Origin of the sequence: Streptomyces sp. NPDC051664, assembly GCF_044453545.1 — a bacterium.
In the GTDB taxonomy this organism is placed as follows: Bacteria; Actinomycetota; Actinomycetes; order Streptomycetales; family Streptomycetaceae; genus Streptomyces.
In genome coordinates this window covers 22,573-36,292 of sequence record NZ_JBITCU010000013.1, presented here as the reverse complement: position 1 = coordinate 36,292, position 13,720 = coordinate 22,573, and the positions used below count along the sequence as shown (strand labels likewise).

At 67.8% G+C, this 13,720-nt stretch carries 11 protein-coding genes; 8 read left to right on the top strand and 3 right to left on the bottom strand.

The annotated features are described in order from the left end of the window. Positions 1 to 5: 5 nt before the first annotated feature. From ACIA8E_RS23875 to ACIA8E_RS23865, 3 genes are all read right to left on the bottom strand, one after another. Entirely contained in the window at positions 6 to 443 is a 438-nt protein-coding gene (locus ACIA8E_RS23875) for a cytidine deaminase (RefSeq protein ID WP_399301343.1), read from the bottom strand. 549 nt (positions 444 to 992) lie between these two features. Continuing rightward, positions 993 to 3,248 carry an alpha-xylosidase gene (gene yicI / locus ACIA8E_RS23870; protein WP_399301342.1) on the bottom strand — a complete coding sequence of 752 codons (2,256 nt, stop codon included), beginning with the start codon at positions 3,246 to 3,248 and terminating at the stop codon, positions 993 to 995. Between the two features lie 33 nt (positions 3,249 to 3,281). Then, complete coding sequence (locus ACIA8E_RS23865; protein ID WP_399301490.1) at positions 3,282 to 3,455, bottom strand: hypothetical protein; 174 nt, start codon at positions 3,453 to 3,455, stop codon at positions 3,282 to 3,284. Positions 3,456 to 3,729: 274 nt separating this feature from the next. On the opposite strand from ACIA8E_RS23865, the gene xylA reads away from it, so the two are divergent. The 8 genes from xylA to ACIA8E_RS23825 all read left to right on the top strand — a co-directional run bounded on the left by xylA (position 3,730) and on the right by ACIA8E_RS23825 (position 13,712). Then, positions 3,730 to 4,899: a xylose isomerase gene (gene xylA, locus ACIA8E_RS23860; RefSeq protein ID WP_399301341.1), complete on the top strand. Its 1,170-nt coding sequence runs from the start codon at positions 3,730 to 3,732 to the stop codon at positions 4,897 to 4,899. 148 nt (positions 4,900 to 5,047) lie between these two features. Next, a complete protein-coding gene (locus tag ACIA8E_RS23855; RefSeq protein WP_399301340.1) occupies positions 5,048 to 6,310 on the top strand; it encodes an extracellular solute-binding protein in 1,263 nt (420 codons plus the stop codon). Positions 6,311 to 6,321: 11 nt separating this feature from the next. Beyond that, positions 6,322 to 7,269, top strand: coding sequence for a carbohydrate ABC transporter permease (locus tag ACIA8E_RS23850; RefSeq protein ID WP_399301339.1), 948 nt, complete (start codon positions 6,322 to 6,324; stop codon positions 7,267 to 7,269). A gap of 5 nt (positions 7,270 to 7,274) precedes the next feature. Further along, a complete protein-coding gene (locus ACIA8E_RS23845; RefSeq protein WP_399301338.1) occupies positions 7,275 to 8,132 on the top strand; it encodes a carbohydrate ABC transporter permease in 858 nt (285 codons plus the stop codon). A gap of 8 nt (positions 8,133 to 8,140) precedes the next feature. Continuing rightward, positions 8,141 to 9,520: a GH1 family beta-glucosidase gene (locus ACIA8E_RS23840; RefSeq protein WP_399301337.1), complete on the top strand. Its 1,380-nt coding sequence runs from the start codon at positions 8,141 to 8,143 to the stop codon at positions 9,518 to 9,520. A gap of 374 nt (positions 9,521 to 9,894) precedes the next feature. Beyond that, positions 9,895 to 11,388 (top strand): hypothetical protein, encoded by a 1,494-nt coding sequence (locus ACIA8E_RS23835; protein ID WP_399301336.1) that lies wholly within the window; start codon positions 9,895 to 9,897, stop codon positions 11,386 to 11,388. A 303-nt stretch (positions 11,389 to 11,691) separates the two neighbouring features. Beyond that, entirely contained in the window at positions 11,692 to 13,326 is a 1,635-nt protein-coding gene (gene ctaD / locus ACIA8E_RS23830) for a cytochrome c oxidase subunit I (protein WP_399301483.1), read from the top strand. Then, complete coding sequence (locus ACIA8E_RS23825) at positions 13,323 to 13,712, top strand: cytochrome c oxidase subunit 4 (RefSeq protein WP_399301335.1); 390 nt, start codon at positions 13,323 to 13,325, stop codon at positions 13,710 to 13,712. Before ctaD ends, ACIA8E_RS23825 begins: the two co-directional genes overlap by 4 nt. Positions 13,713 to 13,720 lie beyond the last annotated feature (8 nt).

The window sequence follows — 13,720 nt, the reverse complement described above, 5'->3', positions numbered from 1 at the left end:
GGGTGTCAGCTCGTGCCGAGGGATGCGCCTTCCTCGGTGTCGAGCTGGTGGTCCGCCCAGATGTAGCTTTCGGGAAGCAGGTCCGTGATGGAGACGGTTCTGAGGCTGTTGCTTGTACCGACGATGACCTTGAGGGCCGGGAAGTAGTCGACAAGGACCTGACGACAGCGGCCGCACGGCGGCACCACGCCCCGGTCGCGGTCGCCCACGGCGACGATGGTGTCCAGGTCGTAGACGCCCTGGGTGGCAGCCGTGCCGATGAGGACCAGCTCCGCGCAGGGGCCTCCGGTGAAGTGGTAGGCGTTCACTGCGGTGACGATCCGGCCGTCTCCGGCGCGGGCCGCAGCCGCCATCGTGTGGTTGTCGCCGCGGCAGCGTGTGCCGGCGACGTGAGCCGCAGCCCGGATCAGTTCATGGTCGACGCAGTCTGTCCGTGTGGTCATCTTCTCTGCCTTCAGGTGGTGTCAGGCGACGTCGGCCCGGATGTCGATGGTACGGAGGCGCATCGGCACGCTGATGTCCTCCGACGTGAAGTCGACGGGCACCGCGGCGTACCGCTGCACCGGCGGTCACCCGTACCCGTCGGCATATCAGTGAGGCGCCCCTCCGCGCTACGCCCGTCATCCCGGCACCGGGGAGCCGCGAACCGACGCCGCCACCGCCTTCACGCCGGTGTACCTCACGCGGACTCGGCACCGAGGCTCCGGATATGAGGTGACCGGACCCGGGCGCTCGGCCAGGGTCCCGCCTCATGTCCGAAGCCCCCGTCTTCACGACGCGATCATCGCGTCCATACTCGGCAGCGCACGCCGCTCCACGCTCCCGTACCAACAGGCCCACCGTGGGCAGGACTTCGGTACGGCGTTCTGGTTCGGCCCGCACGCTCCGCGAGCGGGCGGCACCGGCCCTCGCCGCGTGCGCCGGGTTCGCGATCGTTCGCGATCCGGCTTTTCGCACGGTTGAGGGCCGGACGGGCCCGTCGGGCGGCGGCGTCAGGCCTTCACGACCTTCAGGCCGCTCTCACCCACGACCGTCACCTCGTACGGCCGGTCCGTGTCCGCCGTGACACGGACCGTGTTGCCGTCGCGGACCACCTGGTACGTCGCGGCGGGCGCGCCCGTGAGGTCGGGGACTGTCACCGTACGGGTGAAGTCGCCGATCCCCTCGGGGGCGTGGACCCGCAGCTCCAGGTTGTTCGGCCAGTCGCCGTCGGGCCGGGAGGTGTCCGCGCCCAGGGCCAGGACCGCGCCCGGGCGGACCAGCAGCGGGAGGCTGTCGAAGCCGTGGATCTCATGGCGCCAGGCCGGACCGGTGACGGTCTCACCGGAGAGCAGGTGGGTCCAGGTGCCTTCCGGGACGTAGTAATCGACCTGGCCGTCCTCGCTGAAGACCGGGGCCACCAGGAGGTCCGGGCCGAGCAGATACTGGCGGTCCACGGTGCGGGTGGCCGGGTCGTCGGGGAATTCCAGGAGCATGGGGCGCATCGTCGGGACACCGGTGCGATGGGCCTCGACGGCTGCGCCGTACAGATACGGCATGAGGCGGTGCTTCAGCTCGGTGAACTGCTTGGCAACCTCGACAGCCTCGTCGCCGAACGCCCACGGCACCCGGTAGGACGAGGATCCGTGCAGTCGGCTGTGCGAGGACAGCAGGCCGAAGGCGAGCCAGCGCTTGAAGACGGCCGGGTCGGGGGTGCCCTCGAAGCCGCCGATGTCGTGGCTCCAGAAGCCGAAGCCGGACAGGGAAAGCGAGAGTCCGCCGCGCAGGGACTCGGCCATCGCGCCGAAGGACGACCAGCAGTCGCCGCCCCAGTGGACGGGGAACTGCTGGCCGCCGGCGGTGGCCGAACGGGCGAAGAGGACCGCGTCGCCCTGGCCGCGTTCCTTCTCCAGGAGTTCGAAGACGGCCTTGTTGTAGAGGTGTGTGTAGTAGTTGTGCATCCGCTCCGGGTCGGCGTTGTCGTGCCAGACGACGTCGGTGGGGATGCGCTCGCCGAAGTCGGTCTTGAAGCCGTCGACACCCTGATCGAGCAGGACCTTCAGCTTGCTCTGGAACCAGGCGGTCGCCTCGGGGTTGGTGAAGTCCACCAGGGCCATGCCGGCCTGCCAGCGGTCCCACTGCCAGATGTCACCCCCGGGCGTGTGCACGAAATAGCCCTTCGCCGCGCCCTCCGCGTACAGGGGGCTCTTCTGCGCGATGTAGGGGTTGATCCACACGCAGATCTTCAGGCCCTTCTCCTTGAGCCGGGCGAGCATGCCGACCGGGTCGGGGAAGGTCTTCGGATCCCATTCGAAGTCGCACCACTGGTACTCGCGCATCCAGAAGCAGTCGAAGTGGAACACCGACAGCGGGATGCCGCGCTCGGCCATGCCGTCCACGAAGGAGGTGACGGTCGCCTCGTCGTAGGAGGTGGTGAACGAGGTGGTCAGCCAGAGGCCGAACGACCAGGCCGGGGGCAGGGCCGGACGGCCGGTGAGTGCGGTGTAGCGGGTGAGGACGTCCTTGGGGCTGGGACCTGCGACGACGAAGTACTCCAGCGTCTGGTCCTCGACGCTGAACTGCACCTGGCCGACGGCCTCGGAGCCGACCTCGAAGGAGACCTTGCCGGGGTGGTTGACGAAGACGCCGTAGCCGCGCGAGGAGAGATAGAACGGAATGTTCTTGTACGCCTGCTCGCTGCTGGTCCCTCCGTCCGCCTGCCACATGTCGACGACCTGGCCGTTCTTGACGTACGGAGTGAAGCGCTCGCCCAGGCCGTGGATGGTTTCGCCGACCCCGAGGGCGAGCTGGGCGAACATGTGGTGACCGCCGTCCTGGACGGTGGCAAAGGCGGTGCCCTTGTGTCCGGCGGAGGTCAGCAGGTGGCCGTCCGCATCCAGGAACTCCAGGCCGAAGGTGCCCTCTGTGGGCAGCCGCAGGGTGAGGGGGCCGCTGGTCAGTTCGGCGGCCCGGCCCACCGTACGAGTGGTGGCGGCAGCCGTCTCGGTCACGCCCGGCAGGGCGAAGTCGGGCCCGGGGTGCCGGTTGCCCGCGAGGTGGGTGACGCGCACACCGATGACGCCTTCGGCGGCCGCGTACGCCTCCACTGTGATCAGGGGCGCGTTGAGGGTGTCACCGCGCCGTTCGACGCGCTTGACGGCGGCGTAGGCGGTGAGACGGTCGGCGCCGACCTGGAGGTCGCGGATTTCGGTGGCGTACGAGGCGTGCACACCGTCTCGCATCTGCCAGAAGCCGTCGGTGAACTTCATGGGGGTCTTCCTTAGCCGGTCAGGAGTGCGTGCTCAGAAGTGACGGGGTGGCGCGGGCAACCGGGTCACGGGATCGCTCTCGCGGGCGCCGTAGCGGCCGGTCCTCGCGTCGACGATCGCGGCCTTGGTGGACTGGGCGGAGCTGTCCACTCCGAGGACGGCCGATACCGGTGCGGTGGCCGCTTTCGTGGCTGGTCGCAGCGGCATGACGTACCTCGTTCCTATGCATCCCGATTTTGATCGTACACAAAACAAAAATTTTGTCGAAGCGCTTCGACAACGCGCAACCACCCTTCGAACCCGCCCCGATCGAGCGCAGACTCCGCGTGGAGAGCGGTCAGGTTGTCTGCATGTGACGTGTGTGTCACATGGATGCTCTAGAAACAAACGTCAAGATGCCGTATTAGTACTGCCAGCCAACAAATCGGTCGGACGGACGGCGATGCAGCCGTCCGGGCCCTTGTCGACAAGAGGCAGATTCATGTCGAAGCGCTTCACCCCCACCTCCGCGGACAAGTTCACCTTCGGTCTCTGGACCGTCGGCTGGCGCGGCAACGACCCCTTCGGTGACGCCACCCGTCCCGCGCTCGACCCGGTCGAGTCCGTCGAGCGACTGGCGGAGCTCGGCGCGTACGGTGTGACCTTCCATGACGACGACCTGATCCCGTTCGGCTCCTCGGACAGCGAGCGGGCCGCGATCATCACCCGGTTCAAGGACGCCCTGGACCGCACCGGTCTCAAGGTCCCGATGGCGACCACGAACCTGTTCACCCACCCGGTGTTCAAGGACGGCGGCTTCACCTCCAACGACCGCGACGTGCGCCGCTACGCGCTGCGCAAGGTCATCCGCAACATCGACCTCGCCGTCGAACTCGGCGCCGAGACCTACGTGGCCTGGGGTGGCCGCGAGGGCGCGGAGTCCGGTGGCGCCAAGGACGTGCGGGTGGCGCTGGACCGGATGAAGGAGGCCTTCGACCTGCTCGGCGAGTACGTCGTCGAGCAGGGCTACGACCTGCGGTTCGCGATCGAGCCGAAGCCGAACGAGCCGCGCGGCGACATCCTGCTGCCCACCGTCGGCCACGCCCTCGCGTTCATCGAGCGCCTCGAGCGCCCCGAGATGTACGGCGTGAACCCCGAAGTCGGCCACGAGCAGATGGCCGGGCTGAACTTCCCGCACGGCATCGCACAGGCCCTGTGGGCCGGCAAGCTCTACCACATCGACCTCAACGGCCAGTCCGGCATCAAGTACGACCAGGACCTCCGCTTCGGCGCCGGCGACCTGCGCCAGGCCTTCTGGCTCGTCGACCTCCTGGAGACCTCCGACTACGAGGGCCCGCGCCACTTCGACTTCAAGCCGGTACGCACCGACGGCATCGACGGGGTCTGGGAGTCCGCCAAGAACTGCATGCGCAACTACCTCATCCTCAAGGAGCGCGCCCTCGCGTTCCGCGCCGACCCGGCCGTCCAGGAGGCACTGACCGCCTCCCGCCTCCACGAGCTCGCCCAGCCCACCGCCGAGGACGGCCTCAAGAGCCTGCTCGCCGACACCACCGCGTTCGAGGACTTCGACGTCACGGCCGCCGCCGAACGCTCCATGGCCTTCGAAGCCCTCGACCAGCTCGCCATGGAACACCTGCTCGGCGTCCGCTGAGCCCGCAGGGGTGTGCGACGACGTACTGCCGCCGGACACCCCTCCCACCCGCTACGGACCTGCCGACCCGTACCGAGGCGTATGCATCTCCTGGCCGGGACAGAGAGGTCCCGCCGGGCCGGCACCCCTCTCATGCAAGGGCACGCACGTGACAGCATCTTCCCCGGACGGCCTGCGCCATCGGCGCCGTCGTCGCAACAGGCGGGTCATCGTCCCGCTCACCGTTGTCTCCGCGATCGTCGCCGGCACAGCTCTCTCGGGTTGTGGCCAGCAGCGGGACGACAACGTGTACACCGTCCTGAACTCCTCGACTGACGACTCGTACCACAGCTGGGACGCCGCCACCCTGTCGCGGTGCAGCAAGAAGCTCGGCGTCACCATCGAGCAGCAGAGTGTTCCGGCCGCTCAGGTCATGACGAAGTCGCTGCGCATGGCCTCCTCGAAGTCGCTCCCGGACATCATCCAGTTCGACGGATCCGAGATGCCGACGTTCGCCGAGACCGGCGGACTGAAGGACCTCAAGAAGCTGGGCGTCTCCACCGACGACATACCCCGGGGCATCTTCGACTACGGCTCGTACAAGGGCACTTACTACGGCGCGGCGCGCACGGTGAACACTCTCGCGCTGTTCTACAACAAGGACATCCTGAACAAGGCCGGCCTGGAAGTGCCCACCACCTGGGCCGAGATGCAGGAGAGCGCCAAGAAGCTCACCCGGGGCAGCCGGTACGGCATCGCTCTCAGCGCGGGCGGCGCGGAGGACGGCGTCTACCAGTTCACGCCGTTCATGTGGTCCAACGGCGGAAGTGAGACCGATCTCGGCAGCAAGCAGGTCGTCGAGGCGCTGGACTACTGGAAGGCGCTGCTGAAGGACGGCTCGCTGTCCAAGTCCACGGTCAACTGGACCCAGGCGGACGTCAACGACCAGTTCATGGCCGGCAACGCCGCCATGATGATCAACGGTCCCTGGCAGGTCGAGACCCTCAACACCAAGAAGGGGCTCAACTGGGGCATCGCGCAGATCCCCGTCCCCGAGGCCGGCGACGACTCGGTCGGTCCGCTGGGCGGCGGCATGCTCACCGTCCCCGACATCGGTGACACCGCCCGGGAGAAGACCTCCGCCCGCATCATCAACTGCATGACCAGCGAGCAGGAAGAGATCACCTACGCGCTGAACAGCTGGATGATCCCGGCCAACCAGAAGGCCGCCGGCACCTGGCGCAAGAAGGTTCCCGAGCTGAGCTCGCTGGCGGACCAGGTGGCCACCGCCCGGTCGCGCACCGCCAAGCTCGGCGCGGGCTGGTCCTCGGTGTCGCTCGCTCTGCAGAGCGCCTTCCAGGCCGCTCTCACCGGCCAGTCCAGCGAGAGCGTCCTCAAGCACGCACAGCAGCGTGTCGAGAGCGGGAACTGAGGTATCTGAACATGTCGACCACCACTGCTCCCGCGTCCGTCGCGCCGATCGCCACGAGCACGAGGACTCCTGACCCGCTGAGGGCCAAGCGCCGCAGGAAGCTCGCCCAGTGGGGCTTCCTCGCCCCCGCGATCGTGTTCATGCTGCTGTTCTTCGGCTACCCGCTCGTCCGCAACGTCGTGATGAGCTTCCAGGACTACTCGCCGTCCACCTTCTTCACCGGTAAGGCCCCGTTCAACGGGTTCGACAACTGGAAGAACGTCTTCCAGAACGACCTGTTCGGCAAGGCTCTCCGGCAGACCATCCTCTTCACCATCGGTTCGCTGATCGGCCAGTTCTGCATCGGCCTGGCGCTGGCGGTGTTCTTCACCAAGCGGTTCCCGCTCAACGGCGTACTCCGCTCGCTGATCCTGTTGCCGTGGCTGGTTCCGATGGTCGTCTCCGGCATCGTCTGGCGGCGCATCCTCGACCAGGACACCGGTGTCCTCAACTCCTTCCTCGGTATCTTCGGCCTCGGTGACACCCCGTGGCTGACCAGCACGAGCATGGCCCTGGTCTCCGTCGTCCTGGTCAACATCTGGATCGGCATCCCGTTCAACATGGTGATCCTCTACGGCGGACTCCAAGAGGTCCCCAAGGAGCTGTACGAGGCCGCCGCGCTCGACGGTGCCTCCGCCTGGCGGACCTTCCGGTCCATCACCCTGCCGCTGCTCAAGCCCGTCATCACTGTGGTCCTGGTGCTCGGCTTCATGTCGACCGTCAAGATCCTCGACCTGATCCTGGCCCTCACCGACGGCGGACCCGCCGACTCCACGCAGACCCTGGGCACCCTGACGTACCAGAACTCCTTCGTCTCGCTGGACTTCGGAGCCGGTGCCGTGGTCGGCAACATCCTGATCCTGATATCCGCCGTCTTCGCGGTGTTCTACCTGCGGGCCAACCGCAACGAGGGGAAGTGACCGGCATGGCGACCATCACCCACACCCCCGCTGTCCCGTCGCAGTCCGACCGGAACAGGCCGAAGCGCCGCTGGGGCTCCATGATCGCGGGCCTCGTCATCCTCTGCGTGATGCTCTTCCCGCTCTACTGGATGATCAACACCGCGCTGCAGCCCGAGTCCGGGCTGCTGGAAGTGGACGCGATCCCGCACAGTCTGGACCTGTCCGGCTTCAGCTCGGCCATCGGCGAGCAGGGCACCAACCTGCTGACCTCGCTGGCCGTCGCACTCGGCGCCGTCGTCATCTGTCTGGCCATCTCCGCGCCCGCCGCCTACGCGCTTGCCCAGTTCAAGCTGCCGGGCACCAAGGTGATCGTCTTCGGCACGCTCATCACCCAGATGGTCCCGGGCATCGTCATCGCCAACGCCCTCTACAGCGCGTACGTGGACCTCGGGCTGGTCAACTCGTACTTCGGTCTCATGCTGGCGGACTCCTCACTGGGCATCCCGTTCGCGATCGTGCTGATGCGCTCGTTCATGGTGGCCATCCCGCGCGAGGTCATCGAGGCCGCCGAGGTCGACGGTGCGGGACGCTTCCGCACCTTCGTCCAGGTCGTGCTGCCGATGAGCCGCAACTCGCTGATCACCGCCGGTCTGTTCTCGTTCCTGTACGCGTGGAGCGACTTCATGTTCGCCCTCACGCTGAACACCACCGACGACGTCAAGCCGATCACTCTGGGCATCTACCAGTACATAGGCGCGCACGTCGGTGACTGGGGTTCGGTCATGGCCGCGGCCGTGCTGTCCGCGATCCCCGCGGCGGTCCTGCTCGTCCTCGCCCAGAAGTACATCGCTGCCGGTATCTCCGGTGGCTCCGTCAAGTAAGGTCCGTGATGAGTGAGTTCCCCGCCTTCCCGCCCGGATTCGTCTTCGGCGCGGCAACGGCCTCGTACCAGATCGAGGGTGCCGCGCAGGAGGACGGCCGCGGCCCCTCCATCTGGGACACCTACAGTCACACGCCCGGTAGGACGGACGGCGGCGACACAGGTGACGTGGCCTGCGACCACTACCACCGCTACCCCGAGGACATCGCGCTCCTTCGCGATCTGGGAGTGGAGTCGTACCGCTTCTCCATAGCCTGGCCGCGGATCCGGCCCCACGGCAGCGGGCCGGCCAACCAGAAGGGCCTGGACTTCTACTCCCGGCTCGTCGACTCGCTGCTCGAAGCGGGCATCGAGCCGGCCGCCACCCTCTACCACTGGGACCTGCCGCAGGCGCTGGAGGACCGAGGTGGCTGGCGGGTACGGGAGACCGCGGAGCGCTTCGGCGAGTACGCGTCGATCGTCGCCGAGCACCTCGGCGACCGGGTGCCGCGCTGGATCACGCTCAACGAGCCGTGGTGCAGCGCCTTCCTCGGCTACTCCGTGGGCCGGCACGCGCCGGGTGCCAAGGAGGGCACCGGGGCGCTGGCCGCCGCGCATCACCTGCTCGTCGGGCACGGCCTGGCGATGAAGGCGCTGCGCGCCGCGGGTGTCCGCGAAGCGGGGATCACGCTCAACCTGGACCGCAACGTCCCGGCCACCGAATCGGACGCGGACCTCGCCGCCGTCGTCCGCGCCGACACCCAGCACAACCTGGTGTGGACCGAGCCGATCCTCGCGGGCCGCTACCCGGCGACCGATGAGGAGACGTGGGGCGAGCTGATCACCGCGCAGGACTTCCGCCTTGAGGGCGACCTGGAGCTGATCTCCCAGCCGCTGGACTTCCTGGGCATCAACTACTACCGGCCCATCGTGGTCGCCGCCGCCCCCTACCGCGAGGCCGACCCGGCGTTGCGGATCGCGACGGACAACCGGTACACCGAGACGGAGTACCCGGGCGTCCGGCGCACAGCGATGGGCTGGCCGGTCGTCCCCAAGTCCTTCACCGATCTGCTGACCGCGCTGAAGCGGACGTACGGTGACGCCCTGCCGCCGGTGCACATCACCGAGAACGGCTCCGCCGAGTTCGACACCGTCGGCACGGACGGCGCCGTCCACGACGCCGACCGGGTGAGCTACCTGCAGAGTCACCTGACGGCTCTGAAGGCGGCGATGGACGCCGGTGTCGACGTACGCGGCTACTACGTCTGGTCGCTGCTGGACAACTTCGAGTGGGCACTGGGCTATGCGAAGCGGTTCGGGATCATCCGGGTCGACTACGACACCCAGGAGCGGACCCCGAAGGACAGCTACCGCTGGTATCAGCAGCTGATCGCCGCGCACCGGTCCTAGACGCTGTCCTCAACCGCCGGGCGGGCCTGATGCAGGCCTGTCCGGCGATTGAGTCCTCGTGCACCACCCGGGCGGTGAGCCGGGCGTCCGCAGGTGCACCGCGCCACGGCATCGGCCCTCGGAACATCCCGCCCAGGACGACCGCCTCCGGGTCGAACAGGTTCACCGCGCCGGAGAGCACGGCGCCCACCTCGTCGCCCGACGGCTGACCCCGTGATCGCTGGGTGAGCCACCTGCTGTCAGCCACTCCTCCACCGCACGCCCGGCACGGCGTGTGCTCCACATGGCCGATCAACGTTGGCCGGTTGCGCCAGGCACTCGCAGAGTTGCGCACAGAGCCCGGCCCGCTGTCCGTTGCCGTGGAGGACTGATCCATGCCCGTCCGACTTGCCGTCGCTCCGCGAGTGGCACCGATGCGGCTCTCCAACGCCGACAACGCGTACGGCCGTCCGTTTCGCTGGCTGGCGTCCGTCGCCGCCGCTTTCGTCTTCGTCCAGTTGGTGCTGGTGGTGCCCGGCTCGGGGCTCGGCTGGGACGAGACCGTCTACGTCAGCCAGGTCAGCCGGGATGTTCCGGCCGCGTTCTTCAGTGCGCCCCGGGCTCGGGGGATTTCGTATCTGGTCGCGCCCGTGGCCGCGCTGACCTCCTCCACGGCTGCGCTGCACGTATATCTGGCGCTGTGCTCCGGATTCGGGCTTTTCGTCGCACTGTGGGTCTGGCGGCGCCTTCTGCCACCCGCGGTTCTCGCCGGGGCGGGCGCGATGTTCGCCGGGCTATGGATCACCCTGTACTACGGCCCGATGGCGATGCCCAACCTGTGGTGCGCCCTGGGGTCGCTGGCCGCCGTGGGCTGCTTCCTACGAGCCGTCAGGGAAACGGCCGACGGCAAGGCGCTCGCCGGCCTCGGCGCCGGTGTGGTTCTGGTCGCCGTCATGCGACCCTCGGACGCCTGCTGGCTGGTCCTGCCTCTGGCCGTGGCGGCCCTGGCGGTCCCGGGCTGGCGACGCCTGGCCGTGCCGACCGTGCTCGTGGCCGCCCTTCTCCTCGGCTCGGCACCGTGGATCATCGAAGCCCAGCTGCACTACGGCGGCGTGGCCGCCCGGTTGCACCGCGCCAGCGAGATTCAGGGCGGCCTGGGCCGACATCTCGCCGTCGACGATCAGGTTCGGGCCTTGGACGGGTGGACTCTGTGCCGCCCGTGCGAGGTGCCCTGGAAGCACCCGGTCACCGCGGCGTGGTGGTTCGCGCTGCCGCTGCTCACGGCGGGCGGCATCATCGCCGCCGGCCCGCGCCGCTCTGCCGCCGTCCTCGCGACCGTGGTCGCGGCGTCCATGGCGACGCCCTACCTGTTCATGATCGACTACGCTGCCCCCCGATTCCTGCTTCCCGCCTACGCTCTGCTGGCGCTTCCCGTCGCCGAGTGCCTGCGCGGTCTGTTCACCTCCGCCCGCCCCGGGTGGCGGCCGTCGGTCGCCGTGTTGCTCGCGTACGGCCTGGCCGGTCACCTCGCCGTCCAGTACTGGGTACTCGGCCATGTCGTCGCCCGCAGCCGGGTGGCGCAGCAGGAGTACACGGCGATCGCCGACCGGCTGCATCTTCTGGGGGTACGCCCACCCTGCGTGGTCACCGGTTTCGACGCGGTGCCGATCGGCTACTACGCCGGCTGCGCGTCGCGACAGATCGGCGGCCACGACGGGAGCATCACCACCGACGGTCTGCGCGCGGCAGCCCGTCGCACGCCTGTCGCGGTGATCGTGGCTCCCGGGCACAAGCCACCCGCCTACGCCCGCGCCTGGCGGCCCGAAACCGTGCCACCGCTGCGCGGGGGCACTGACCTCGCCGTCTACGTGGCGTCCCCCGAACGATGAGTCCCTGCGGTGCCGGCTGAGCGGAATGAGGCCGCCGCCGATCGGTTCCGTGTGCCACATCGGTCCCCGCCCGGTCCACGAGATCCGCTGAGGGCATCCGGCGTGACCCCGGGGCACCGGCTCGGAGCACCGGTGATCCGGTGAAATTCGAGGGCGACACCGCCAGTCGTACGGCCGTCCTTGCCGGCAGGCTCCACCATCGAGTCAACCGGGAGGGACGGAGAACCGATGGCGCAGGACCTGCAGGAAGCCGCGCCGGCCGGGCCGGTGGCCGACAAGCGTATCGCTGCCGGTGTGAGACTCATGGGGTGGCTGACGACCACGGACCACAAGGTCATCGGCAATCTCTACATGGTCACCGCGTTCGGGTTCTTCCTGCTGGGCGGAGTTCTGGCCATGCTCATGCGAGCGGAGCTGGCCCGCCCAGGACTTCAGATTGTCAGCGCGGAACAGTACAACCAGCTGTTCACGATCCACGGCACCATCATGATGCTGCTGTTCGCCACGCCGATGTTCGGCGGCTTCGCGAACGCCATCATGCCGCTGCAGATCGGCGCACCCGACGTCGCCTTCCCTCGCCTGAACGCGCTCACCTACTGGCTCTTCCTCTTCGGCGGAACCATCGTGGTGTCCGGATTCGTGGTGCCCGGCGGCGCGGCACACTTCGGCTGGTTCGCCTACGCCCCGCTGAACAGTGCCGTCTTCTCGCCCGGCGCCGGCGGAGACCTCTGGACCATGGGCCTGGTGCTGTCGGGGATCAGCACGACCCTGGCATCGGTCAATTTCATCACCACGATCGTCTGCCTGCGCGCCCCCGGTATGACCATGTTCCGGATGCCGATCTTCACCTGGAACGTTCTGTTCACCTCGATCCTCGCGCTGCTCGCCTTTCCGGTGCTCGCTGCCACGCTGCTCGTCCTCGAAGCCGACCGGAAGTTCGGGGCGCACGTCTTCGACTCCGCCAACGGCGGGGCACTGCTGTGGCAGCACCTGTTCTGGTTCTTCGGCCATCCCGAGGTCTACATTGTCGCGTTGCCCTTCTTCGGAGTGGTGAGCGAGATCATTCCCGCGTTCAGCCGGAAGCCGATGTTCGGGTATTTCGGAATGGTCATGGCAACGATCAGCATCACCATGCTCTCGGCGGTTGTCTGGGCCCATCACATGTTCGCCACGGGAGCCGTTCTCCTGCCGTTCTTCTCCGCCATGTCGTTCATCATCGCCGTACCCACCGGTGTCAAGTTCTTCAACTGGATCGGCACCATGTGGCACGGCAGCATCTCGTTCGAGACACCCATGCTCTGGGCGATCGGCTTCCTCGTGACATTTCTCCTCGGCGGCCTCAGCGGGGTGCTGATCGCCTCTCCCCCGCTGGACTTCCACCTCACGGATTCGTACTTCATCGTCGCCCACCTCCATTACGTGCTCTTCGGCACGGTGGTCTTCGCGATGTTCGGCGGCTTCTACTTCTGGTGGCCCAAGTTCACCGGCCGGATGCTGGATGAGCGCATCGGGCGTATCCATTTCTGGACCTTGTTCGTCGGCTTTCAGCTGACCTTCCTGGTCCAGCACTGGCTGGGGGAGGCCGGAATGCCCCGCCGTTACGCCGACTATCTCGCAGCGGACGGCTTCACCTTGCTCAATACGATCTCGTCCATCGGCTCCTTTGTGCTGGGCGTGTCGACACTGCCGTTCCTGTACAACGTGTGGCGCACCAGCCGATACGCACCCAAGGTCGAAGTGGACGACCCGTGGGGGTTCGGCCGTTCCCTGGAGTGGGCGACCTCCTGTCCACCCCCGCGGCACAATTTCCGGGCTTTGCCCCGCGTACGTTCCGACTCGCCGGCCTTCGACCTGCACCACCCCCTGATGGAGAAGCCTGACCTCGGCCGAGGCGGGTCCCACTCCATCTCGGGCGCCGAGGAGGAGTCAGGCGAATGAAGACCGAGGCCATTCTCTTCGCCGGAGTCGCGGGGTTCTTTCTCGTGACCGATGTTCTCTACGCCGCGTGGTCCCGGGATCCGACAGGCACGGCGGCGCTCACCATCTCGTTCCTCATGGCGCTGCTGGTCGCGTTCTTCTTCGCCACCAACTACCGGAGGAAGGGGCTGCGCCCCGAGGACCGCGGAGACGGGAAGATCCATGAGCGGTCCGGTCCGGTGGACTTCTTCTCTCCGCACAGCATCTGGCCGCCGCTGACAGCCGCGGGGATGGCCCTGCTCGCTCTCGGTGTGGTGTTCGGTCTGTGGCTCTTCCTGATCGGGCTGGGCCTGGCCCTGGCGGGGGTGTTCGGAATGGTCTTCCAGTACGCGCGCGTGCAGGGCTGAGGACGGCT